This is a genomic window from Mesorhizobium sp. M1143 (assembly GCF_040318435.1).
In the GTDB taxonomy this organism is placed as follows: Bacteria; Pseudomonadota; Alphaproteobacteria; order Rhizobiales; family Rhizobiaceae; genus Mesorhizobium.
In genome coordinates this window covers 66273-87059 of the sequence record NZ_JAMYMJ010000010.1, presented here as the reverse complement: position 1 = coordinate 87059, position 20787 = coordinate 66273, and the positions used below count along the sequence as shown (strand labels likewise).

General features: G+C 63.1%; 28 protein-coding genes and 1 pseudogene. 12 read left to right on the top strand and 17 right to left on the bottom strand.

Annotated elements, in window-relative coordinates; all coding sequences use genetic code 11:
* Positions 1 to 10 precede the first annotated feature (10 nt).
* Positions 11 to 219, bottom strand: a pseudogene (locus tag NKH35_RS10780) (iron chelate uptake ABC transporter family permease subunit); the annotation flags it as partial.
* A gap of 129 nt (positions 220 to 348) precedes the next feature.
* Here NKH35_RS10780 and NKH35_RS10775 point away from each other — a divergent pair.
* Positions 349 to 1179, top strand: coding sequence for an AraC family transcriptional regulator (locus NKH35_RS10775; protein WP_352914408.1), 831 nt, complete (start codon positions 349 to 351; stop codon positions 1177 to 1179).
* A gap of 6 nt (positions 1180 to 1185) precedes the next feature.
* Here NKH35_RS10775 and NKH35_RS10770 read toward each other — a convergent pair whose 3' ends face one another.
* Entirely contained in the window at positions 1186 to 2121 is a 936-nt protein-coding gene (locus tag NKH35_RS10770; protein WP_023747749.1) for a bifunctional helix-turn-helix transcriptional regulator/GNAT family N-acetyltransferase, read from the bottom strand.
* Between the two features lie 79 nt (positions 2122 to 2200).
* Positions 2201 to 3388: an MFS transporter gene (locus NKH35_RS10765; RefSeq protein ID WP_027049676.1), complete on the bottom strand. Its 1188-nt coding sequence runs from the start codon at positions 3386 to 3388 to the stop codon at positions 2201 to 2203.
* Between the two features lie 170 nt (positions 3389 to 3558).
* On the opposite strand from NKH35_RS10765, the gene NKH35_RS10760 reads away from it, so the two are divergent.
* Positions 3559 to 4185: a TetR/AcrR family transcriptional regulator gene (locus tag NKH35_RS10760; RefSeq protein ID WP_023712752.1), complete on the top strand. Its 627-nt coding sequence runs from the start codon at positions 3559 to 3561 to the stop codon at positions 4183 to 4185.
* On the opposite strand, the gene NKH35_RS10755 is transcribed toward NKH35_RS10760, so the two are convergent.
* The gene (locus NKH35_RS10755; protein WP_023824503.1) at positions 4182 to 5051 is read right to left on the bottom strand and encodes a hypothetical protein; all 870 of its coding nucleotides are present in this window, start codon (positions 5049 to 5051) and stop codon (positions 4182 to 4184) included. The two genes, NKH35_RS10760 and NKH35_RS10755, sit on opposite strands and share 4 nt — an antisense overlap.
* An 82-nt stretch (positions 5052 to 5133) precedes the next feature.
* Between NKH35_RS10755 and NKH35_RS10750 the strand changes: the two genes are divergently transcribed.
* From NKH35_RS10750 to groL, 3 genes are all read left to right on the top strand, one after another.
* Positions 5134 to 5931, top strand: a complete 798-nt coding sequence (locus tag NKH35_RS10750) for a class I SAM-dependent methyltransferase (RefSeq protein ID WP_352654820.1) — start codon at positions 5134 to 5136, stop codon at positions 5929 to 5931.
* Positions 5932 to 6115: 184 nt separating this feature from the next.
* A complete protein-coding gene (gene groES, locus NKH35_RS10745) occupies positions 6116 to 6412 on the top strand; it encodes a co-chaperone GroES (RefSeq protein ID WP_006203049.1) in 297 nt (98 codons plus the stop codon).
* 63 nt (positions 6413 to 6475) lie between these two features.
* Positions 6476 to 8131 carry a chaperonin GroEL gene (gene groL / locus NKH35_RS10740; RefSeq protein WP_352914404.1) on the top strand — a complete coding sequence of 552 codons (1656 nt, stop codon included), beginning with the start codon at positions 6476 to 6478 and terminating at the stop codon, positions 8129 to 8131.
* 71 nt (positions 8132 to 8202) lie between these two features.
* On the opposite strand, the gene NKH35_RS10735 is transcribed toward groL, so the two are convergent.
* Positions 8203 to 8811 carry a TetR/AcrR family transcriptional regulator gene (locus NKH35_RS10735; RefSeq protein ID WP_023697706.1) on the bottom strand — a complete coding sequence of 203 codons (609 nt, stop codon included), beginning with the start codon at positions 8809 to 8811 and terminating at the stop codon, positions 8203 to 8205.
* A 102-nt stretch (positions 8812 to 8913) separates the two neighbouring features.
* Here NKH35_RS10735 and NKH35_RS10730 point away from each other — a divergent pair, with 102 nt between their 5' ends.
* From NKH35_RS10730 to NKH35_RS10720, 3 genes are read left to right on the top strand one after another with little or no spacing between them, the layout of a single operon-like run.
* Positions 8914 to 9924, top strand: a complete 1011-nt coding sequence (locus NKH35_RS10730; RefSeq protein WP_023697707.1) for a zinc-dependent alcohol dehydrogenase family protein — start codon at positions 8914 to 8916, stop codon at positions 9922 to 9924.
* Between the two features lie 41 nt (positions 9925 to 9965).
* Entirely contained in the window at positions 9966 to 10415 is a 450-nt protein-coding gene (locus tag NKH35_RS10725; RefSeq protein WP_023697708.1) for an OsmC family peroxiredoxin, read from the top strand.
* 17 nt (positions 10416 to 10432) lie between these two features.
* Entirely contained in the window at positions 10433 to 10819 is a 387-nt protein-coding gene (locus NKH35_RS10720) for a nuclear transport factor 2 family protein (RefSeq protein WP_023697709.1), read from the top strand.
* Positions 10820 to 10890: 71 nt separating this feature from the next.
* Here the strand turns inward: NKH35_RS10720 and NKH35_RS10715 are convergent, their stop codons facing one another.
* Both NKH35_RS10715 and NKH35_RS10710 read right to left on the bottom strand, forming a co-directional pair.
* Positions 10891 to 11406, bottom strand: coding sequence for an OsmC family protein (locus NKH35_RS10715; protein ID WP_352914401.1), 516 nt, complete (start codon positions 11404 to 11406; stop codon positions 10891 to 10893).
* A 56-nt stretch (positions 11407 to 11462) separates the two neighbouring features.
* On the bottom strand, positions 11463 to 11888 hold the full coding sequence (locus tag NKH35_RS10710) for a GFA family protein (protein WP_023734267.1): 426 nt from the start codon (positions 11886 to 11888) through the stop codon (positions 11463 to 11465).
* Positions 11889 to 12070: 182 nt separating this feature from the next.
* Between NKH35_RS10710 and NKH35_RS10705 the strand changes: the two genes are divergently transcribed.
* Positions 12071 to 13063: an AraC family transcriptional regulator gene (locus NKH35_RS10705; protein ID WP_023697711.1), complete on the top strand. Its 993-nt coding sequence runs from the start codon at positions 12071 to 12073 to the stop codon at positions 13061 to 13063.
* A gap of 23 nt (positions 13064 to 13086) precedes the next feature.
* Here the strand turns inward: NKH35_RS10705 and NKH35_RS10700 are convergent, their stop codons facing one another.
* The 8 genes from NKH35_RS10700 to NKH35_RS10665 form a co-directional block, all read right to left on the bottom strand.
* On the bottom strand, positions 13087 to 13698 hold the full coding sequence (locus NKH35_RS10700; RefSeq protein WP_023689918.1) for a LysE family translocator: 612 nt from the start codon (positions 13696 to 13698) through the stop codon (positions 13087 to 13089).
* A gap of 69 nt (positions 13699 to 13767) precedes the next feature.
* A complete protein-coding gene (locus tag NKH35_RS10695; protein WP_023671506.1) occupies positions 13768 to 14100 on the bottom strand; it encodes a YkgJ family cysteine cluster protein in 333 nt (110 codons plus the stop codon).
* Between the two features lie 52 nt (positions 14101 to 14152).
* Entirely contained in the window at positions 14153 to 14317 is a 165-nt protein-coding gene (locus tag NKH35_RS10690) for a hypothetical protein (protein WP_023671505.1), read from the bottom strand.
* Position 14318: 1 nt separating this feature from the next.
* A complete protein-coding gene (locus NKH35_RS10685; protein WP_023671504.1) occupies positions 14319 to 14726 on the bottom strand; it encodes a hypothetical protein in 408 nt (135 codons plus the stop codon).
* Positions 14726 to 14950 carry a hypothetical protein gene (locus NKH35_RS10680; protein WP_023689917.1) on the bottom strand — a complete coding sequence of 75 codons (225 nt, stop codon included), beginning with the start codon at positions 14948 to 14950 and terminating at the stop codon, positions 14726 to 14728. The genes NKH35_RS10685 and NKH35_RS10680 overlap by 1 nt, the downstream gene beginning before the upstream one ends.
* Positions 14951 to 15243: 293 nt before the next feature.
* Positions 15244 to 15453: a cold-shock protein gene (locus NKH35_RS10675; protein ID WP_023671502.1), complete on the bottom strand. Its 210-nt coding sequence runs from the start codon at positions 15451 to 15453 to the stop codon at positions 15244 to 15246.
* 461 nt (positions 15454 to 15914) lie between these two features.
* Positions 15915 to 16244, bottom strand: a complete 330-nt coding sequence (locus NKH35_RS10670) for a YciI family protein (RefSeq protein ID WP_050588150.1) — start codon at positions 16242 to 16244, stop codon at positions 15915 to 15917.
* Between the two features lie 30 nt (positions 16245 to 16274).
* A complete protein-coding gene (locus NKH35_RS10665; protein ID WP_023827237.1) occupies positions 16275 to 16928 on the bottom strand; it encodes a glutathione S-transferase family protein in 654 nt (217 codons plus the stop codon).
* 171 nt (positions 16929 to 17099) lie between these two features.
* Here NKH35_RS10665 and NKH35_RS10660 point away from each other — a divergent pair, with 171 nt between their 5' ends.
* The gene (locus NKH35_RS10660; protein WP_023671498.1) at positions 17100 to 17279 is read left to right on the top strand and encodes a CsbD family protein; all 180 of its coding nucleotides are present in this window, start codon (positions 17100 to 17102) and stop codon (positions 17277 to 17279) included.
* Between the two features lie 50 nt (positions 17280 to 17329).
* Here the strand turns inward: NKH35_RS10660 and NKH35_RS10655 are convergent, their stop codons facing one another.
* Positions 17330 to 18454 carry a metallophosphoesterase gene (locus tag NKH35_RS10655; protein ID WP_023671497.1) on the bottom strand — a complete coding sequence of 375 codons (1125 nt, stop codon included), beginning with the start codon at positions 18452 to 18454 and terminating at the stop codon, positions 17330 to 17332.
* 132 nt (positions 18455 to 18586) lie between these two features.
* Between NKH35_RS10655 and NKH35_RS10650 the strand changes: the two genes are divergently transcribed.
* Positions 18587 to 19180 (top strand): hypothetical protein, encoded by a 594-nt coding sequence (locus tag NKH35_RS10650; RefSeq protein ID WP_023671496.1) that lies wholly within the window; start codon positions 18587 to 18589, stop codon positions 19178 to 19180.
* Positions 19181 to 19198: 18 nt separating this feature from the next.
* Here the strand turns inward: NKH35_RS10650 and NKH35_RS10645 are convergent, their stop codons facing one another.
* The gene (locus NKH35_RS10645) at positions 19199 to 19885 is read right to left on the bottom strand and encodes a TetR/AcrR family transcriptional regulator (RefSeq protein WP_352914398.1); all 687 of its coding nucleotides are present in this window, start codon (positions 19883 to 19885) and stop codon (positions 19199 to 19201) included.
* 85 nt (positions 19886 to 19970) lie between these two features.
* Here NKH35_RS10645 and NKH35_RS10640 point away from each other — a divergent pair, with 85 nt between their 5' ends.
* On the top strand, positions 19971 to 20732 hold the full coding sequence (locus NKH35_RS10640) for an NIPSNAP family protein (RefSeq protein WP_352519820.1): 762 nt from the start codon (positions 19971 to 19973) through the stop codon (positions 20730 to 20732).
* Positions 20733 to 20787: the final 55 nt, after the last annotated feature.

Sequence of the window (20787 nt, the reverse complement as noted above, 5' to 3'; positions counted from 1 at the left end):
ATGACCTCCCGACCGTGACGTGAATTGCCGTCGAGAACGCCGCGAGGAGAAAGGTCGTCTTGCGCGTCCTCGCCACCGGCACACCTAGGCTTTCGGCGGCACTTTCGCCGGCGGGGAAGGCATCGAGCCGGCGGTGGTTCCACAGGGCATAGGCAAGGATGGTGCCCGCACCCAGCGCGCCCGGATATTGTCCCAGCGAGCCAGGCCGAGGCCGCCCAGCAGCGGCTTTCCACGATGGTGACCTGCCACAGTCGACCAGCGCCCTTCGATTTTACGACAGGCGCAATTTCGATCAAACTGGCCTCGCAAAAAGCCGGCAGCATGGTGTGGCCAAATGCGAGGAGACTCATGAACCCGACCGAGAAAGCGCTGTGGTTTGTCGAGAGCCATTTGCCGGAAGCGATCTCGCTTGAGGATGTCGCGCAAAGCAGCGGCGTCTCGCGCTTTCATGTGACGCGCGCCTTTGGCGCCGCCACCGGCCGTTCGGTGATGGGCTATATGCGCGCGCGCCGGCTGACCGAAGCGGCGCGCAAGCTGGCTTCCGGCGCGCCTGACATCCTCGCGGTCGCGCTCGATGCCGGCTACGCCTCGCACGAAGCCTTCACCCGCGCCTTCCGCGATCAGTTCGGCACGACGCCGGAACTGGTGCGCGCGCAGGGCAGCCTCAGCAATCTCGACCTGGTGGAGTCGATCCTGATGGACCAGTCCTTCCTCGCCTCACTGCCGCCGCCGCGCTTCGAGACCGGCCGTCCCTTCCTCATTGCCGGCCTCGGCGAGCGCTACAGCTGCGAAACCAGCGCGGCTATTCCGATGCAGTGGCAGCGCTTCGGTCCCTATATCGGCAACATTCCGGGCGAGACCGGCGACGTCGCCTATGGCGTCTGCGTCAATGGCGACGATGCCGGCAATTTCGACTATATCGCCGGGGTCGAAGTTTCGGATTTCTCGGACCTGCCGAAGGAGCTTTCGCGGGTGCGGGTGCCGGCGCAGAAATACGCCGTGTTCACCCATGCCGAGCACATCTCCACCATCCGCCGCACCGTCAACACGATCTGGAACAAATGGCTGCCGGCCTCGGGGCACGATATAGCCGACGGCCCCGAATTCGAGCGCTACGGCCCGGAGTTCCATCCGCGCAGCGGCAATGGCGGGCTGGAGATATGGGTCCCGGTGGCCTGAACGCCGCTACAACTCCAGGTTCCAGTTCTGGCCGACCAGATCCTTGCCGAAGGCGTGATGGCGCTCTTCGTCCACCAGCCTGAAGCCGGCACTCTCGTAGATGTGGCGGGCGGCGGTCAGGATGTCGTTGGTCCATAGGGTCAGCGTCTTGTAGCCCTTAGCACGAGCAAAGCCGATGCACTCCTGAACCAGCCGCTTGCCGATGCCGAGGCCGCGCGCCGATGGTTCGACATAGAGCAGGCGCAGCTTCGCCACCGCGTCGGATTTGCGCACGACGAAGACCGAGCCGACTACCTCCCCTTGCCGTTCGGCAATCCAGCTGCGTTCCCATTCTGGATCGAAGGATTTTACGAAGGCGCCGAGGATTTCGGCGACCAGCGCCTCGTAGGTTTCGTCCCAGCCATATTCCTGTGCGTAGATCTGTCCTTGGCGGCGCACGACCCAGCCGATGTCGCCGACCTGCAAGGGGCGCAGCACATACGGCACTTTGGACTCCGGGCTGTCGCCCAGGAGTTGCTGCACCGTCTGCATAGCCTTGGCCAGCCGGTCCTGTTCGGCAGCGGGAAGCCGCGCCAGCAAGGCGGCGACCTGGTCGTGCGAAGCCCGGTTCAGCGGCACGAAGGCCTGCCGCCCCGCCGGCGTCAGCGTGATCGACGATTGCCGCGCATCCGACGCCAGCGCCGCGCGCGAAATCAGCTGCAGGTGCTCGAACTTCTTCAGGAGCCGGCTGACATAACCGGCATCGAGGCCGAGATCGCGAATGAGATCGCTGGCGGTCAGGCCATCGCGATGCGCCAGTTCGTAGAGCACCCGCGCCTCGGTCAGCGAGAAGGCGCTTTTCAGCAGGCCTTCGTCGAGCAGACCTATCTGGCGGGTGTAGAAGCGGTTGAAAGCCCGCACCGCGTCGATGCGCTCCTTGCCGGGCTGATGATGGATCGTCATGGGAAGCCTCCTGCCCATCAACGATCGGCCATTTATTTGACTTAGTCAAGTATGTACGAGATGCTCACGCGGTCGCTTCTCAGGCGATCGCGCGGCGGCGCCGCGCGATCAGGACGAACAGGCCGAGCAGCACGACGCTGGCCGCCGCACTGGCGGCGGCAAATTCCGGCACCGGGCGAAAATCCTTGCCGTCGATCAGCAGCGATGCCGCGACCGGGCCGATCGCCAGACCGAAAAGCTGGGCCGCCGGCACCAGAAGCACGGCCGTGCGCGTCTCGTCGGCGGTGATCGCCAGCCGGATCTGATAGGGCACGATGAACAGAAGGATGAAGCCCATGATCAAGGCCGCGACCCAGAAAACCGTCAGGCCGGGGCTGCCGGCGAGCACCACGGAACTGGCGACGGCGACCACGCCGATCGCCACGATCGCGAAGCGGTAATCGATGCGCGCCTCGAAGACGGTAGCCGTCATTGCGCCCAGCACCTGCAATGCGAGGTTGGCCGAGACGATCAGGCCGACGGTGCGGCCATCGATGCCGTATTGTGCGCCAAGTGGCTCGAGAAACGCCCAGACCGAGCCGAAGAACATGAAGTAGCAGAAGACGCTCAGCAAAGCGGCAAGCGAAGGAACGGTCAGCACATTGCTGAACTGTTCCTCCTTGGGCAGGTCGGCATAGCTATCGGGGACGATGAAGGCGACCGCCACCGAAGCGATGCAGACGACGGCAAGGACGATGAAGCCGCCTGCCGATCCGGCGGCCGGGATGACGTAAAGCGCCACCAGCAGGGCAAGGGCGCATTGCGCCAGGGTCTGAAGGGTGACGAAGAAGCCGCCGATGCGCTCGGCCCGGCGCGAACGGGCGATCAGTTCCGTGGCGACCGCCACCAGCCCGCCCTCGGCGAGGCCGGCCACCGCGCGGGCGGCAATCAGCGAGGTGGAGGTCAGCGCATAGGAGGTCGCCCAGTTCGCCAGCGCCAGCAGGACCAGAAGGACGGCACTTTTCCAGCGCATATTGTGGGCGGAAAGCATCATGGCCACCACAGCCGAACCGATGCCGATGGCAATCATCTCGGCCGTGGCGACCAGCGCGAGTTCGTCGCCGCTGACATGCCCCTCGGTATAGAGTGCGCCGAGCAGCACCGGCTGCAGCCCGAGAATGAGCAGGCCGACCGAGCCGATCCACAATGCCGAGGCGAGTTGCGCCCCAGTGGGGTTGCCGACCAGCCAGTCGCCGTTCCCGGCATCGGCGTTACCAGCAGAAGTCACGGTCGCCTCCCAACGTCCTTGCCTGGCGGCAAAAAAACTGACAGTCTGTCAGCATTTAGAAACTGATACTCGATCATATTCGTTTGTCAATCAGTAGCGGGACTTGGCACCAACAAGGCTGGGGATGGTCTTGGCGATCGAATGGTCTGGGCGATCGAGAGGATGGCGGCATGAACGAAGCAGTGCAGATGACGACCGAACCGAGGCGCAGGCCCAAACAGGAGCGCAGCCGCGAGCGCATCGACGCCATCCTGTCGACGACCATGCGGCTGATCGGCGAGAAAGGCATCGACGCCGTCACCATGAAGGAAGTCGGCGCACAGGCCGGCGGGCCGATCGCCACCGTCTATCATTACTTCCCCAACAAGTCGGCGATCCTGGCGATGCTCTACGAGCGATTCTCCGAAGTGAGCCGCGCCCGGCTTGCCGCGATCGTTGCCGACGTCGGCGGGCTGAGCGACGTTATCGCTGCGGCCGACCGGCTGCTCGACGACTACTATGAGCGCGTCGCCGGCGACCCCGCCATTCAGGACCTGCAAAACGCCATCCAGGCTGACAAGGCGCTGAAGAATCTCGACATCGCCGAAACCCGGCACCAGGCGACGATGTTCTGCGACCATGTCGGCCCCTTTCTCGCGCCAGAGCGACGCAATGAGTTCGGCCGTATGGTTTTCCTGATCTTCCAGCTGGCCGGCGGCGTCGTGCGCATGGCGCTGACCCAGGACCAGGAGGAAAGCCGCCACACCATCGAGGACTACCGGTCGATCATCCATACGCAGTTGGGACTGTTTCTCTAGCGCCCGATTCGACCCCGTCCGGTCTGGTGGATGAGGTTTTCGAAGCCGTCGGCCAGGTTGGCTGTGCCGGCGGCAACAATCTTCGACAGGTTCCTGGCGCGACCTGGGGTCTTGTTGGCATCGAGCAGCACGGCCCTGCCCTCATGCACGACAAAGTCGAATTTGCCATAGTCGAAGCCCAGCTTCCGACGCAAGGCGCGCAGTTCGTCGGGAACCGCAACCGGCTCCCGGCGGACGGTGTCGTCGCCCTTGACCAGGCGCTGCGGCGAGACATAGCGGGTGCAGCGCTCCCGATCGCCGCAGAATATCCAGAACCGCGCCGCAAACCCGTCGGGCTCGATTTCGGGAATGAATTTTTCCACGATCAGGTCGGCACGCCTGAAAATCTCCGGCGCCACATCGGCCAGCGAGGCATGCACCTGATAACGGTCGAAGGTCTGCGCGCCCGGGAAAGGCACTGCCTTGCCGGCGCGAACGGATTTTCGGTTGAGCTGCTCCTCGGGCGTCCCCCAATGATTGAGGTTGCTCTTGACGATGACCTGGCCGCTCCAGTTGGCACCCTCCTCGAGGATCGCACCACTGATGCGGCGCTTGGAAATGTCGGTTGCACCAAGATTGAGACAAATCGGAAATCCGCGCGCGTAGTCGACATAGTCCGATGGCGTCACCGTCGCGTCGACATGCAGGACGGCAATATCGGCGTTATGACTTGCCGAGGGTCCACGCATGATCTGCACGGAGTGACCGCGCCGTTTCAGCTCCGCCAGGACGTCGAACAGCATGTAGGGGCTGTCCTGGCGCAGCAGGAGGCCCCGCCGGCTCTGGAAGCGGTCAAATTCATGCGTTATGACGGCAATGCGGGCCATGGCCTTTCCTGCATGAGGTAACTCGCAAGGCAACCAACAGCCTGGAAGGAAATATGTCCAGCCTTTCCCCAAACCGTTCCGCATGACTGAGCATTGGGACGCAATTCGCCGTCATTGGCGGCTTCTCGGGTCGCCGCTGTGTCCGCCCCCGGAAGCTGTCGCCGCCTATGAGCGCGAACTTAGCCTGCAATCAGTCGATGTGGTGCTGCTCGGGGTCACGCCGGAGCTTGCCGGCCTCGGAAGGACCATGCTCGCGATCGACGAGTCCACTGCCATGATATCGGGCATCTGGCCGGGCGATACCGCCTCACGCAAGGCGGTGATCGGCAACTGGCTGGAGTTGCCGCTGGGCGACGAAAGCGCCGGGGCGGTGATCGGCGACGGCTGTCTGTCGGCGCTGGACTCCTCGGTTGCACGGCAGGCGCTGCTTGCCGAGATCTCGCGTGTGCTGAAGTCCGATGGGCGGGCTGCATTGCGCGCCTATGCAAGCCCTCAGGTGCCGGACGATCTGCAGGAGGTCCGGGCGCTGACGCTGTCCGGTGGTGTCGCGACCTTCCACGAACTCAAATGGCGCATTGCCATGGCTTGTGCCGGCGGCGATCCCGACCGCGCCATTCCGGTGCGGGCGATCCTCGACGCCTTCGATGCGCTGTTTGCCGACCGGGAGGCCCTTGCCGCGACGACCGGATGGGAGATGCCGGTCATCGGCACCATCGATGTCTATGCGAATTCGCAGACTGTCTACAGTTTCGCCCCGGCGGCGACGCTGGTCGAAGAGGCGAGCCGGTTTTTTGACAGTGTCCGCCTCGCGCCGACAGGGACCTATGGGCTGGCTGAACGCTGTCCGCTTCTGGTGCTTAAATCGCCGCGGCGCCGGTAGGGTCTGCCGTCGGATCGCGGCACGGCTCCAATTGGCACAATTGTGCTCACCGTTCGCCTTGACTCTCGAAAGCCACGCGCTTATTTCAGCGCACGTTAGCACTCTCCCCAGGTGAGTGCTAACGCACATCCGGCACCGCCGGATCGAGGAACAGCTCTCACCGTTCTCATTCGAGGAAGAAAAAATGGCAAAGTCGAAGTTCCGCCCGCTTCATGACCGCGTGGTCGTACGCCGGGTCGAATCCGAATCCAAGACCGCCGGCGGGATCATCATCCCGGATACGGCAAAGGAAAAGCCGCAGGAAGGCGAGATCATCGCCGTCGGCTCCGGCGCTCGCGACGAAGCCGGCAAGCTGGTCCCGCTGGACGTCAAGGCCGGCGACCGCATCCTGTTCGGCAAGTGGTCGGGCACCGAAGTCAAGCTCAATGGCGAAGACCTTCTGATCATGAAGGAATCCGACATTATGGGCATCATCGGCTGATCATCGGCCTCACCGTCAACTAATTTCGGGCTTGATCGCAAGCCCCCTGCCAGGAGCTAAAAAATGGCTGCTAAAGACGTAAAATTCTCCCGCGACGCCCGCGAGCGCATGCTGCGCGGCGTCAACATCCTCGCCGACGCAGTGAAGGTCACGCTCGGCCCCAAGGGCCGCAACGTCGTCATCGACAAGTCGTTCGGCGCACCGCGCATCACCAAGGACGGCGTCACCGTCGCCAAGGAAATCGAACTTTCCGACAAGTTCGAAAACATGGGCGCGCAGATGATCCGCGAAGTTGCTTCGAAGACCAACGACATCGCCGGTGATGGCACCACGACCGCGACCGTCCTGGCGCAGTCGATCGTCCAGGAAGGTAACAAGGCGGTTGCCGCCGGCATGAACCCGATGGATCTGAAGCGCGGCATCGACCTGGCCGTGACCGAAGTCGTCGCGGCTCTCGGCAAGGCTGCCAAGAAGATCAAGACCTCCGAGGAAGTTGCCCAGGTCGGCACGATCTCGGCCAATGGCGACGAGTCGGTCGGCGCCATGATCGCCGAAGCGATGCAGAAGGTCGGCAATGAAGGCGTCATCACGGTTGAAGAAGCCAAGACCGCCGAGACCGAGCTGGAAGTCGTCGAAGGCATGCAGTTCGACCGCGGCTATCTCTCGCCCTACTTCGTCACCAACGCCGACAAGATGGTTGCCGAGCTCGAGGACGTCTACATCCTACTGCACGAGAAGAAGCTGTCCAACCTCCAGGCCATGCTGCCGGTTCTCGAAGCCGTCGTGCAGACCTCCAAGCCGCTGCTCATCATCTCGGAAGACGTCGAAGGCGAGGCTCTGGCCACGCTGGTCGTCAACAAGCTGCGTGGCGGCCTGAAGATCGCCGCCGTCAAGGCGCCGGGCTTCGGTGATCGCCGCAAGGCCATGCTGGAAGACATCGCCATCCTGACCGGTGGCCAGGTCATCTCGGAAGACCTCGGCATCAAGCTCGAGAACGTCGGCCTCAACATGCTCGGCCGCGCCAAGAAGGTGTCGATCTCCAAGGAGAACACCACCATCGTCGACGGCGCCGGCAAGAAGGCCGAGATCCAGGGCCGCGTTGCCCAGATCAAGCAGCAGATCGAAGAGACCACGTCGGACTACGACAAGGAGAAGCTGCAGGAACGTCTGGCGAAGCTCGCCGGCGGCGTTGCGGTGATCCGTGTCGGCGGCGCGACGGAAGTCGAAGTCAAGGAAAAGAAGGACCGCGTCGATGACGCCCTCAACGCGACCCGCGCGGCCGTGGAAGAAGGCATCGTTGCAGGCGGCGGCGTCGCACTGCTGCGCGCTTCGGCCAACATCAAGGTCACCGGCGTCAATGCCGACCAGGCTGCCGGCATCAACATCGTTCGTCGTGCACTGCAGGCTCCGGCCCGTCAGATCGCTTCGAACGCAGGTGCTGAAGCTTCGATCGTTGCCGGCAAGATCCTCGACAACAAGGGCGCGACCTACGGCTACAACGCCCAGACCGGCGAGTATGGCGACATGATCGCCATGGGCATCGTCGACCCGGTCAAGGTCGTTCGCACCGCTCTCCAGGACGCGGCTTCGGTCGCCGGCCTGCTCGTCACCACCGAAGCCATGATCGCGGAGGCCCCCAAGAAGGAGTCTGCTGGCGGCGGCATGCCTGGCGGCATGGGCGGCGGCGGCATGGGCGGCATGGGCGGCATGGATTTCTAATCCAAGCTATCTGGCTTATGCATACGGAAAGGGCGCCGAGAGGCGCCCTTTTTGTTTTGGAAAGCGGATGGTTAGGCGGCGCTGTCCGCCTGCCGCGCAACCTTGCCTGCAAGCACCGCCTGCTCGACAAGCGCCGCGACCTCGTCGGCCACCACCAGCACCGGGCCACGATCGCGGGTGGCCCTCGCAATCACCATCAGCCCTTCCAGCGAGGATTCGACCAGCAGTGCCAGGGCATGCGCCCGGCGTTCGGGCACTCCTGCCCTGACAAAGGCCTGTCGCAGCAAGCCGATCCATTGCTCGAAAGCCGATCGGCAGAGTTCCGCCAGTTCCGGCACATCGGTGGGTGAATCCAGCACCACCGGCGCGATGGGGCAACCCAGCGAAAAATCATTGTCCTCCAGCATGCGCCCGACCGACTGGTAGATGTGATGGACGGCCACTGCAGGATCGCTCTCGGCTGCCAGTGCTTCGCCCAGCCTTTTCGTGACGTCGGCAACGCTGTTGCGCGTCACCTCGATGACCAGTTGGTCCTTGCCGCCTGGGAAATGAAAATAGAGCGAGCCGCGCGGCGCCCCGCTGGCGCCCAGAATGTCGTTGAGCGAGGTGCCGTGATAGCCGCGCTGCCTGAGCAACAGGCCTGTGGTCTCGAGTATGCGGGTGCGGGTGTCGTTGGCCATGTCAACCTCTGTCAGCAGTGACGCATTATAGGCCTTGCCAAGAATATGACAATCGGTCTATATAATATGTGGATCAGTCTATATACTATTAAGGAGAGTGACATGCGCAGCTACCGTCTCGAAGGGTTTGGTGGAACCGAATCCCTGGCGATGCGCGACGAGGCGCGGACGGAACCGAAACCGCATGAGATCGTGGTGCGAGTCCGCGCCGCCTCGCTCAATCGGCGCGACACGATGATCCTTGGCGGCACCTATCCCTTGCCGGCGCGGCAAGGCATCGTGCCGCTGAGCGACGGAGCCGGTGACGTCGTCGCAATCGGCGATGCCGTCACCCGTTTTGCCGTCGGCGACCGCGTCACCGGCAGCTACTTCGCCCGCTGGATCGATGGCCGCATCAATGCCGGTCTGATCGACCAGCTCGGCTGTACGCTTGACGGCATGCTGACTGAGTTTGCCGTGCTCGACGAACAATGGGCGGCGCGACTGCCCGATCATCTGAGCTGGCACGAAGCGGCGACGCTGACCTGCGCCGGCGTGACGGCCTGGAACGCGGTGACCGGGACCCGGATTCCGAAGCCTGGTCAATGGGTTCTCACCATCGGTTCGGGTGGCGTTTCGCTGTTTGCTCTGCAGTTCGCCAAGTTGCTCGGCTGCCGGGTTGTCGCCATCACATCGCGCGCGGAGAAGGCCGACAGGCTGCGGGCGCTGGGCGCCGACCTCGTTGTCTCCAGCACCGACATACCGGAATGGGGCGGCTGGGCGCGCGAGCAGACAGGCGGAGTCGACCTCGTCGTCGAAACCGGCGGCCCGGCCACCTTCGCGCAGTCGCTGATTGCCAGCACGCTTTATGGACACATCGTGCTGCTGACGCTGCAGGACGCCAGTGGCAGATCGATCGAGATGCCGGCAGCGCTTTATCAGCGCAGCCTCGCCACCATCAGCCGCCTGTTCGTCGGCAGCCGCAGCAATCTTGAGGCCATGCTGCGCGCCGTGTCGCAGCATCGCCTCAAGCCCGTTGTCGACAGGGTCTTCCCCTTTGCCGAAGCCCCCGAAGCGTACCGCCACTTCCAGCAGGGCGACGTGTTCGGGAAGGTTGTCATCGACTGCGCCTGACCCAATTGCCCGCTTTTCAACCCCGAATCAGGAGAACGACCATGACCATCCGTGAAGCTTCCGCAGAATGGCAAGGCACGCTGAAGGAAGGCGGCGGCCGTCTGCGGCTTGGCAGCGGCGTCTTCGAAGGCGCCTATTCCTTTCCGTCGCGGTTCGAGGACGGTCCGGGCACCAATCCCGAAGAGCTGATCGGGGCAGCACATGCCGGCTGCTTCTCGATGGCGCTGACCTTCATCCTCGGCCAGGAAGGCCACGTCGCCCGCACCATCCGCACCGTCGCCAAGGTGCATCTCGGCGCGACCGCCGCCGGGCCGACGATCACCCGCATCGAGCTCGAAACGGAAGCAGAGATTCCCGGCCTTCAGCCTGCCGAATTCCAGCGTATGGCGGAGACGGCGAAGACGACCTGCCTTGTCTCTCGCGCTTTGGCCGGCGTTACAACCATCACCCTCAAGGCCGAGCTGGCCGCCACCACTGCCACGGAACAATGAAAACCAGGAGGTATGAGATGAGCCAGGACAGCATCACGAGCATTCATCCGGGCGACCACTCTAGCCAGACGGCCGAGATCATGCGTCGCTTCAACGATGTGTTCCAGTTGCACGATCCGTCCGCGCTTGCCGAGTTGGTGGCGCAGGATTGCGTTATCGAAAACACCGTGCCGGCGCCGGACGGCGCCCGCCATGCCGGCAAAGAGGCATGCATTGACCTATGGTCGGCGATCGCCACCCAGCCCGGCACGCGCTTCGACCTCGAGGAAACCTTCGTCGCCGGTGAACGGGCGACGATCCGCTGGCGCTACTTCATGGCCGACGGCAACTCCATCCGCGGCGTCAACCTGATGCGTGTCGCGGACGAGCTGATCGTCGAGGCGATGGGTTACGTCAAAGGATAGAAGCGTTGCCCGGCACTCCCGTTCCCAGCCCGGAATCTCGCTCAAGTCGAGTTTCCGGGCCGGTTTTCTGGTCACTGGATGGCGCGGTGCAGCTTCACCGTGGTGCTGGGACTGTTCTGGATGGTCTGGAAGATCACGCAATAGCGATCCGTGAGTTCGAGCAGTTGGTCGAGCTGACTTTGGGGAGCGTCGGTGTCGATGTCGAAGCGCAAGCGGATTTCCTTGAAGCCGACTGGAACACCCGCAGTCACGCCGAGCGTGCCGCGAAGATCGACGTCACCTTCCGCGGAAACTTCGGCGGACCTGATCGGAATTTCGAGCACGGCCGCCGCCGCGCGCATCGAGACACCGGCGCATGCGATCAGCGCCTCCAGCAGCATGTCGCCGGAGCACAGTTCCTGGCCGCTGCCCCCGGCCATCGGATGAATGCCGGCAAGCGCCAGCCCGCGTCCGGTCTCGACCTTGCAGGTCACGGTGGACGCGTCGGCGACGCCTTTGGCCTTCAAGGTGAGGAACGCGGCCTTCGCATCCCTGCGATAGAGATCCTTGATCGGCTCCTGCGTGGCGCGAAATGTTGCGATTTCCATGAACAATCTCCTGTCTTGAATTGTCGTTGTCAAAAATGGCGAGCAGTGGCCGGGCCTTATTCCGGCACCGCGATGCCGGAGCCGCCGAGCTCAGCCGGAAAGTCCCTGAGCTTGGGCAGCCCATCCTTCATCGGCAGCACGGTCTCAGCGTAGTTGACGTGAACCCCAGGCGTGAATTTCACGCCTGGTATGGTTGCCGCATAGACATCGACCAGGCCGAGCGGCGGATGAACGGTCATCAGATGACCACCGCATTTCGTGCAGAACTGGCGATCGCTCATTTCGGTCTTCTCGAACCCGGACAGGAACTCCGCGCCCCTGGTGACCTTGACGTTCTGAGGCTTCCACAGCGTGAAGGCGTTCACGGGAGACGCCGACCACGATCGACACGAACCGCAATGGCAATAGCCCATTGCCTCGGCGGCTCCGTGCACTTCGATTTCCACGGCGCCGCAAAAACACCCGCCCTTATGTACCGTCATGACATTTGTCCCTGGTTGGTTTCGACAGCACTCAGCGCCCTCTCTCGGCAGCGCTTGAGCACCGGTGCAGGTTTAGGAGTTCTGGCCGCGAACTGAATGATACGGCGTCCGCCTCGCTTGACAGCGCGTCCGGAACTCGAAAGGGATGGCTGACCGGCTAGCCGGGTGCGGGACGAAACGGAATGGCCGGGGATGCTCTGTCTGACCTGTTGAGGACGGTACGCCTTACCGGCGCGACGTTTTTTGACATTGAGGGCCACGAGCCGTGGGCCGTCTGCTCGCCGGCGCCATCGTCCATCCTGCCGAAGATCCTGCCCGGTGCGGACCATCTGATCTCCTACCATGTGGTAACGGCCGGTCGCTGCTTCGCGCGCATCGTCGGCCAGGAAGCGATCGCGCTGGAGGCCGGCGAAGTCGTCGTCTTCACCAGGAGCGACCCGCATATTATGTCCAGCAATCCGGCGCTGCGCGCCGATCCGCCGACAGCCGACGTTCTCGACATCGCAACAGCCGGCCGGATGCCGTTTTACATCAACTGCGCCGGCGACGGCGCGACCTCGGCCAGGCTGGTTTGCGGCTATCTCGCCTGTGATGCACAGCCTTTCAATCCACTGCTCGAGGCTTTGCCGCCGGTGATCAAGGCCGGAGCTGCCAAAGGCGATGGCGGCTGGCTCAGCCAGTTCATCAACCTGGCTGTCACGGAGGTGGCGCAAAAGCGCGCAGGCAGTGAAACGGTGCTCACCAAACTGAGCGAACTGATGTTTGTCGACGTGTTGCGCCGTTACTTGGAATCGCTGCCGCCACAAACCACGGGATGGCTGGCTGGCCTGCGCGATCCGCACCTGGCGAGGGCACTGGCGCTGATCCACGACCGGCCGGCGCATAACTGGACGGTGGAGGCGCTGGCGAAGGACTCCGCGCTGTCGCGCAGCGTGCTCGCCGAACGCTTCACCAGGCTGGTCGGCATGCCGCCAATGCATTATCTCGCCAAATGGCGCATGCAGATCGCCTCGGAGCTGCTCAGCGCCGGCTCCAGCAACATGGCCAGCATCGCCGCTGAAATCGGATACGAATCCGAGGCAGCGTTCAGCCGCGCCTTCAAGAAGATGATCGGCCTTCCGCCCTCCGCCTGGCGTCTAGGCATCCGGACCGGATCCGGAACCGACGAAGAGTAGGCCGATGCCTGCCAGATCCTGTTCTATCGATCAGCAAGCGCCAGCTTGGCCCCAAGCATGACAAAGGCGCCGGCGAAGGTGCGGCGCATCCAGGTCAGCACCATCGGCCGCGACACGACATGGCTCCGGATCGAGGCGGCAAAGATGCCGTAAGCGACGAAGACGACGAAGGTCAGCAGCATGAAGACGCTCGAGAGCTCCAGCATCTTGGCAAATGCGTTCGGTTCGGTCGTGCTGACGAATTGCGGCAGGAAGGCAAAGAAGAAGATCGACAGCTTCGGGTTCAGGATGTTGATCAGGATGCCGGAGGTGATGACCTTGGCTGCCGAGCGGGGTGCCGCGTTTTCATCGACGCTCAGGCCGCCCTTCTCCTTCAGCGTGTTCCAGGCCATGTAGAGGAGATAGGCGACGCCGAGATATTTCAGCGTCTCGAAGGCGACAGCACTTGTGTGCAGCAGCGCCGCCAGGCCGGTGATGGCGGCGGCCATATGCGGGATGATGCCAAGCGTGCAGCCGAATGCAGCAGTGATCGAGGCGCGCGCGCCTCGCGAAAGCCCGGCGCTCAGCGTGTAGAGAACGCCGGTGCCGGGCGAAGCCACGACGATCAGCGACGTCAACAGGAATTCGATGCTCATGGTTCCTCCAACGCCCTGCCCGTGGTGGAAGCTATCGGGGGATGTGGGATGAGGCAAGGTGGGCGTCGGCTAGATCGTTGGCATCCCGTGCGCCTTGCGCGCCATCAGGCAATCGTCGCCGCCAGGCATGCAGGCGTGGCAGACGTCCGGGCGGATCTCGTAGATGCCGCAGGCTGTGTGCTTGCCGATCTCGCCCGTAAGCGCCGAACAGCGCACGCCCTCGCAGCGCATCCCGGACAGGTCGGCGGACACGAACTTTTCCGGAATCCGGTCAAGTTGCGCATCGTCCTCGGTCGAGAAGCGCGGCCATTCGGCCGAGTAGGAACAGCAGGCGCCGCAGCTCTGGCAATCGAAAACCGGCTGGTCGTCCTGTTTTGACGACCGGATATCCCTGGCGGCCAACGCGACCAGCCCAGGTGCTGCGAGATTGCGATCGGCTTGGTGCGGCAAGGCGCTATTTCTTCTTGCCTGCCTTGCCCTTGGGCGTGGCGGCTGGCGCCTCGAACAGATCGGTTGCCGACGGTTCGGCGGCCTTCGGCGCGGCAGCGGGCTTGGCCTGCTTTGCAGTGGCAGCAGCCGGCGCTGCCGGCTGGTCCTTGGTGGAAAACTTTATGGCCATGTCAGTCCTCGTCGGAAAAGCGGGATGATGGTGCGCGCGGATTGCGCAAGCGGCCGATCAGCGCCGAGACCGCTGTGATGTTCATTTCCTCGGGCGACCAGTTCCTCGCCTCGGCAATGTGGTGCGCCGCCAGTTCGCGATGCGTGCTGCCGCTATAGGCGGCATCCTGGTAGGTCACGCGCTCCTGGGTCTTTTTGTCCTCGCGGACATATTCGACCAGATAGTTCGGGGCTTCGGCACGGCCGCGCACGCCGACGCGCACCTGGGCATCGCCATGCGCGCGCTTGCAGCGCTCGAGCTTTTCCAGCACACGGCGGACATATTCGACCGGCTTGTCCAGGCCCGGGACCATGGACGCTATGGTCGCATCGGCATCGATCGGCGTGGGCGGTACGCGCTTGGTGGCCATCAGCGTTTGCCTGCCCGCTTTGGCAGCGCCGCAAGGACTGCGGCCGCTGCCATGTCGTCGGCTTCCTTTTCCTTGCGCAGTTCGCGCAAGCGCGCGGTCTTGGCTTCGCGCGCCTCGCTGACGGCATCACGCTCGGACAGGATGCGGTTGAGTGACATCGACTGGGTTTGCGTCTTGCTGAACAGCGAGCCGGCCTGGTCGGCGGTCTTGGATTGAGTGGTCAAAACTTTCTCCTGTCGGGAGCCTGGTGCCGATAGAGCGAGAGCGGTCTTCGATTACGACCAAAGCAATACGGCAGCGGGGCAGTATGGGCGGTTCAGATTGCTGGAGCGTCCCTTAGCACGTTCCGGCCGGCGTGCGGCGCACTTTTAGCGGCACGACGCACAAAATGAAAAAGGCCAGGCACCGCCTGACCTTCCATGAAAGCGCCGCGCATCCAGTTGGATGCGCAAGGCGCTCCTTTCAGCCTTTCATCGGTGCCAGTACATCCGTGGTCACCGGAAGGCCGAATTCCTTATCAGGCCGCCTTCAACTGGTCGGCGGACATCTTGCCCGACTTGTTGTCGCGGGTCATCTCGTAGCCGAGCTTCTGACCCTCGACGATGTCACGCATGCCGGCGCGCTCTACGGCCGAGATGTGGACAAAAACGTCGGCGGAGCCGTCGTCAGGCTGAATAAAACCAAAACCTTTGGTGGCGTTGAACCATTTCACTGTGCCGGTGGCCATGAAGAACCCTTTCCCTGGCAAACATTCGTTCACCATCGTGCGACTGCACAACAGCGTTTTGTCTCGATTTTTGATGGGGAAGTTCGTCAAAGGCGCGCATCATGCGCGGATAACAAAAGTCGGTCAAACAAATATCGACATGTTTCTTATAGACTTCTTTTAGCGCCCAGTCAATTTCTGGTTTGGCCGGAGCCCAAATTCAACCTGAGGGTGCCTGAGGCATAAGCCTCAACTGACGAGGTGGCGGAGCGCAAGGCGTTCCAAAAAATATTCCACGCCCCGGAACCAATCGCAAGCCGGCGCATTTCCGTGATGTCAGCAATTCAGAGAACAATCTCGGTAATGCTGGCAAAAGAACGCCTCCCGCACATTAAACGGTGCGAGAGGCGTTCTTGTATGTGCCGTTGTCTGACACAATTCCCAAGTGGAAAACCGTTTCACATCCATAAACTTACGCTCGCCTACAGGATCGCGCTGATCAGCGGCAGGATCTCGTAGTGGAAACCGCGGCCGAAGCTCGACACCGGATCGCCGTCGGTGACCGCTCTTGCCTCGGCTTCGCTGCCGACACGCAGGATCAGCAGACCCCAAGGGCCGGCCGGGTCGGCGACCGGCCCGGCCAGGATCATGGTGCCCTCGGCAAGCTTGCCGCGCAGATAGTCGGCATGCCGGCCCATCAACTCCCTCTCCTCCTCCGTCAGGGTGAAGGCGAAGTCCGGCCGAGGCGGGATCAGCCGGCAGTGGAAGATTGTTGGCGCGGTAGTCTCACGCGGTCCATCATTGCTGGCCATCGGTCACTCACCGTGATGTCACTAGTGGTCCTATTCGTCCGGGCCGGGTTCCGGCCAAGTCTCCTTCGCCGCTTCCGCGTACCAGTGCCGCATCGCCGGCGTTGCCAACACGGCGTCGACATAGGCGCGCGTGTCGGGCGCGAGTTCGCCGCCATAGGTGTCGAAGCGGGTGACGACAGGTGCATACATGGCATCGGCCGCGGTGAAATGACCGAACAGGAAGGGGCCGCCCTTGCCGTATTGTTCCCGGCACTGGCGCCAGATCGTTTCGATGCGCGCGCGCTGCATTTCGCCTTCGGCGTCGAGCGGCTTGTGGGCCTTCGGCCGGCGCAAATTCATCGGCCAGCCATAGCGCACCTCGCGAAAGCCGGAATGCATCTCGGTCGCCACCGAGCGAGCCAAGGCGCGGGCGCCGATATCCTGCGGCCAAAGTTTTTTCTCAGGAAACAGGTCGGCCAGATATTCAAGGATGGCAAGGGTTTCCCAGACGATCCTGCCATTGTGATTCAACACTGGCACAAGGCCGGTCGGCGACACTTTCGCCAGATTGGCAAAAGTCTCGGGCGTGCGCAGGCGCACGAAACCTTCCTCGAACGGGATCTCCAGATGCTTCATCGCCACCCATGGCCTCAGCGACCAGGACGAAAAGCACTTGTTGGCGATGATGAGCGTAAATTCAGCCAAGGCGGTCTCCCCAAAATTTCGACACACTAGTCACACGATACGACGCGGCAAAGCGTTTCGGCGACCATATAAGCGACCAGATGCGACGATGATCGCCGCCCAGGGAACCTAAGCCAAGCCGGCCCGTTTGCCTCCTGCGAATGAATCCCCGGAATCCCAGGAGATGCAAAGATGGTGAACAAGGATCAGGTTGCCGGCGTGGCCAAGCAGGTCAAGGGCTCGGTCAAGGAGGCCGGCGGCAAGGCGACCGGCAACAGGCAGACCCAGGCCGAAGGCACGGCCGACAAGACCGCCGGCAAGGTGCAGAAGGTCTATGGCGACGTGAAGGACAAGATCAAAAAGGCGCTCTGACCCGATCTTGCAGGCAATGAGGAAGGCGGCTCAAGGCCGCCTTTTTCTTGTCAGAGGCTGAGGCTCTTGCTGAAGGCGCTGGTGAACTTGACCCCGCCCCGGTCGCCCGCCGCCTCGCCCAGCACCACGTCCATGCCGTCCCCGGTTACCCTCACCAGCGCGAAGCCACCCATATAGGCAGCCTTCGGCTTGAACAGGTCGAGGCCATCGCTTTTGTAGATCATAGGCACTTCGTGCTGATGGCCATGGAAGATGGCGATGACATTGTAGCCCTTCAGCGCCGCCAGCAGCGCCTGGCGGTCGGCCTCGCTCCACCAATGCGGCGCGCCTGCGCCGTCATCGTCATAGGTGCGCTTGGCCGGGTCCCAGCGCTCGACCGAGAAAGTGTCCCAGCCATAGTGCTGGAACAGGATGACGGGACGGCCATCCGCAGCGTAGGTCGTCAGATCCTGCTTCAGCCACGGCAGGCTGCTCACCGCGCCGTGGCCGGTGTCGCCGGCAAACCGGTGGGTCTGGACGAGATGCAGGCCGCCCCAGTCCCAGGAATAGCAGTCGGTGTCGACATCGTATTCGGTGGCCGGCACCGGGGGCTTGAAGAACACGCCGGGGCGATGGTTGACCTCGACATAGTCGCGCAATTCGCGCCGGTACCAGTCGACGTGCGGCGGCGAGCCGTTCTGGTCGAGATCGTGATTGCCGAGGCCGACATAGACCGGCATGTGCACGCGATCGGGACCGACGCCCTGTTGATAGCGCTGGCTGAACTGCAACAGTTGCGTGCCTTCGCTGGGCTCGGTGATCTGGCCGCCGCCATCGTCGGTGATGTCGCCGCCGACAACGAGGCCGAGCGGCGCATCGATGCGGCCGCCGGCCGAACGCAGGCGGGTTGCAACGCCATCGATCTCGACTGGCCATTGCCGGCCGGCCAAGCCATTGAGGACAGCGACATTGCGCAACAGCGCGGCATCGGTCTTGCCTTCCTCCAGGCAGTTGGGGCTGAGGCCGCTCGACATGCGGCAGGCATGGACATCGGCGATGAACAGAAAGGTGGCGTCGATGGGCTGGATGCGCTTGCCGGTCTGGCCAAGCGCGGCGCGCGGCAGCATGCCAGCCATGGCAAGGCCGGCTGCCTGTGCGAGGAAATTGCGACGGGAGAGGACGAGCTTGCGATTCATGACCTGAAATTCAGCACAGCCGGCGCCCCACCGTCCAGTTGCCAGGAATTGGCAGGTCGACACGGCACTGAGGCTCTGGCATTTCTTGGGTCATGCTGGCGCGCAGCAAATACAAGCAGAGGGGAGGATTTCATGAGAGCCGTTTCGATAGGCGTGGTGCTGGCTGGGTTGCTGCCGGCGGCTGCGGTGCATGCCGCCGATTGTGTCGACGCAAAATCGGCCAAGGCCGGCTTCGTTCTGGAAATGCCCGGCGTCCGCAGCGAGTTTCGGCCGGTGGCCGGCGGCATGGTCTCCGTTGCCAACACCTACGAATCGCAATCGCCGCAGACACAGTTCCTGTTTGCCGGCCTGGTCGAAGTGTTTCGCGACAGCGATACCGGACGGGTGGCGACGATCCCGTTTTCCGATCTGCGAAAACTGTTTCCGCTGAAGACGGGAGCCAAGAGCACGATCGAATTCGTCGAGCTGTCGCCGAACAAGCAGCCGAAGAGCACCAAGACGCTGAGCCTGGTCGTCAAGGGCAAGGAGACGTTCAGTGTCGGCGGCTGCAAATACAACGTGCTGGCGGTCACGGAGACCTTCAAGAACGGCGCCGGCGAAACGCTGGACACATTTACCGCGCTTTATGCGCCTGATCTGCAAGCGTCCCTCGCCCGGCGCTACGACGAAGGGACCAGCGCGGAATCGGTGAACGGTTACGAGACGATCAAGCCGCTTTCCAACTAGAACAGCGCAGTTCCGGCCTCAAGGTTTTCCCGGCCGCAGCAGGATCCTGCTACGCCGCTTCGCTCTGCTCGGGAATGGCGGCGTTGAGCTACCCTGAAGTTCGGCCAGGCAATCGCGCAGCACGCTGGCATCCTGTGCCGCCTTGGCCATCGACATGGCGCCGGAATAGGCGGCGATGGCGAGTGCCGCAAAGCGCTCGGGGTCGGTGCCCTGCTCCCTCCCCGACTGCTGGTCGGCTCGCACCTTGTCGGCAACCGCCTGACGCCATCCGGCAAAGATGCCGGCCAAAGCGGCGCGGAAATGCGGGTCAGCGAGCGACAGTTCATGCGCCAGATTGTTGAGCGGACAGCCGCGCACGAAGCCTTGCTGCTCAAGCTCGGTCGCCACCGCCTCGAACACCGCGCGCACGCCTTCGCGCGCCGAGCCTGCCGCCCGTACAGGGTTGATCCAGGTTTCATCGAGGGCCGCTGCCACGCGCTCCTCGATCACCGCGAGAGCTAGCGCCTTCTTCGTCGGGAAATGATGATGCAGCGCGCCGCCGCTGACGCCTGCGGTCGTCATCAACTCGCCAAGAGCGGATGCATGATAGCCACGCGCCTGGAACGACGCTTCGGCGACATCGAGCACCTTGTTGCGCAGCCCTTCGGGATCGTTGGTGCGTTTTCGCGGCGGCCCTTTCGGAGCCCGAGCAATCTCTGCTGACATTTGCCAACGATAGCAGATTGACAAAACAGGACAACCGGTCTGTTTTATAAACCGGATGATCATCCTGTTTTTTGGAGACGACACAATGACCGTACCCCTGAATGCGCCTGCGGCGGCAAAACTGCTCGCTTCGCCTGTCGTCGAGTTGCGGCAGTACACGCTGAAGCCGGGCCGGCGCGAGACGCTGATCGACATCTTCGACAGTCGGTTCATCGAAGGCCAGGAACACGCCGGCATGACCATCATCGGACAGTTCCGCGACCTCGACCGCCCCGACATGTTCGTCTGGCTGCGCGGCTTCGATGGCATGGAAGCGCGGAAGCAGGCGCTCACCGCCTTCTATGACGGGCCGGTGTGGACGGCGCACCGCGACGCCGCCAATGCGACGATGATCGATTCCGACGATGTGCTGCTCTTGAAGCCGGCATGGCCAGGCGCCGGCTTCGATCTGTCAGGCGCGCAGCGAGGCGCCATGCCGGCGGATGGAAAGTTGAGCGCAGACAATCGCTTGACCGGTGTTGTTGTCATCCAGATTCATCATCTGCGGTCTGGCGCCGAAGCCGATTTCGCCGGCAATTTCGAAACGGACGCCGTTCCGGTCCTTATCGGCGCCGGCGGACGGTTGCTTGGCGCCTTCATCACCGAGCACGCTGAAAACAGCTTTCCCCGCCTGCCGGTGCGCTTGAGCGAAAACGTCTTTATCGCGGTGACGGGTTTCGACAGTCCCGAGGCGCATGCCAGTTACGAAGCCGCAGTTGCCGCTTCGCCCCAATGGCAAGCGGCCGATGTGACGTGGCGGACCGAAACCTTGCGCCTGACGCCGACGTCGCAGTCGCTGCTGCGGTAACCGGATCGGCACGCGGCCAACCGAAGTTCATACTGAGCGATAGGCCGGCGGCTTG

What these genes read in the sequence shown, in the direction of transcription:
- NKH35_RS10640 (WP_352519820.1), top strand. Translation starts at nt 19,971, where the DNA reads ATGACCGTACCCCTGAATGCGCCTGCGGCGGCAAAACTGCTCGCTTCG.
- NKH35_RS10770 (WP_023747749.1), bottom strand. Translation starts at nt 2,121, where the DNA reads ATGACGATCCATCATCAGCCCGGCAAGGAGCGCATCGACGCGGTGCGG.
- NKH35_RS10720 (WP_023697709.1), top strand. Translation starts at nt 10,433, where the DNA reads ATGAGCCAGGACAGCATCACGAGCATTCATCCGGGCGACCACTCTAGC.
- NKH35_RS10685 (WP_023671504.1), bottom strand. Translation starts at nt 14,726, where the DNA reads ATGGCCACCAAGCGCGTACCGCCCACGCCGATCGATGCCGATGCGACC.
- NKH35_RS10650 (WP_023671496.1), top strand. Translation starts at nt 18,587, where the DNA reads ATGAGAGCCGTTTCGATAGGCGTGGTGCTGGCTGGGTTGCTGCCGGCG.
- groL (WP_352914404.1), top strand. Translation starts at nt 6,476, where the DNA reads ATGGCTGCTAAAGACGTAAAATTCTCCCGCGACGCCCGCGAGCGCATG.
- NKH35_RS10735 (WP_023697706.1), bottom strand. Translation starts at nt 8,811, where the DNA reads ATGGCCAACGACACCCGCACCCGCATACTCGAGACCACAGGCCTGTTG.
- NKH35_RS10710 (WP_023734267.1), bottom strand. Translation starts at nt 11,888, where the DNA reads ATGACGGTACATAAGGGCGGGTGTTTTTGCGGCGCCGTGGAAATCGAA.
- NKH35_RS10775 (WP_352914408.1), top strand. Translation starts at nt 349, where the DNA reads ATGAACCCGACCGAGAAAGCGCTGTGGTTTGTCGAGAGCCATTTGCCG.
- groES (WP_006203049.1), top strand. Translation starts at nt 6,116, where the DNA reads ATGGCAAAGTCGAAGTTCCGCCCGCTTCATGACCGCGTGGTCGTACGC.
- NKH35_RS10750 (WP_352654820.1), top strand. Translation starts at nt 5,134, where the DNA reads ATGACTGAGCATTGGGACGCAATTCGCCGTCATTGGCGGCTTCTCGGG.
- NKH35_RS10730 (WP_023697707.1), top strand. Translation starts at nt 8,914, where the DNA reads ATGCGCAGCTACCGTCTCGAAGGGTTTGGTGGAACCGAATCCCTGGCG.
- NKH35_RS10655 (WP_023671497.1), bottom strand. Translation starts at nt 18,454, where the DNA reads ATGAATCGCAAGCTCGTCCTCTCCCGTCGCAATTTCCTCGCACAGGCA.
- NKH35_RS10760 (WP_023712752.1), top strand. Translation starts at nt 3,559, where the DNA reads ATGAACGAAGCAGTGCAGATGACGACCGAACCGAGGCGCAGGCCCAAA.
- NKH35_RS10700 (WP_023689918.1), bottom strand. Translation starts at nt 13,698, where the DNA reads ATGAGCATCGAATTCCTGTTGACGTCGCTGATCGTCGTGGCTTCGCCC.
- NKH35_RS10645 (WP_352914398.1), bottom strand. Translation starts at nt 19,885, where the DNA reads ATGTCAGCAGAGATTGCTCGGGCTCCGAAAGGGCCGCCGCGAAAACGC.
- NKH35_RS10725 (WP_023697708.1), top strand. Translation starts at nt 9,966, where the DNA reads ATGACCATCCGTGAAGCTTCCGCAGAATGGCAAGGCACGCTGAAGGAA.
- NKH35_RS10705 (WP_023697711.1), top strand. Translation starts at nt 12,071, where the DNA reads ATGGCCGGGGATGCTCTGTCTGACCTGTTGAGGACGGTACGCCTTACC.
- NKH35_RS10660 (WP_023671498.1), top strand. Translation starts at nt 17,100, where the DNA reads ATGGTGAACAAGGATCAGGTTGCCGGCGTGGCCAAGCAGGTCAAGGGC.
- NKH35_RS10755 (WP_023824503.1), bottom strand. Translation starts at nt 5,051, where the DNA reads ATGGCCCGCATTGCCGTCATAACGCATGAATTTGACCGCTTCCAGAGC.
- NKH35_RS10670 (WP_050588150.1), bottom strand. Translation starts at nt 16,244, where the DNA reads ATGGCCAGCAATGATGGACCGCGTGAGACTACCGCGCCAACAATCTTC.
- NKH35_RS10715 (WP_352914401.1), bottom strand. Translation starts at nt 11,406, where the DNA reads ATGGAAATCGCAACATTTCGCGCCACGCAGGAGCCGATCAAGGATCTC.
- NKH35_RS10675 (WP_023671502.1), bottom strand. Translation starts at nt 15,453, where the DNA reads ATGGCCACCGGCACAGTGAAATGGTTCAACGCCACCAAAGGTTTTGGT.
- NKH35_RS10690 (WP_023671505.1), bottom strand. Translation starts at nt 14,317, where the DNA reads ATGGCCATAAAGTTTTCCACCAAGGACCAGCCGGCAGCGCCGGCTGCT.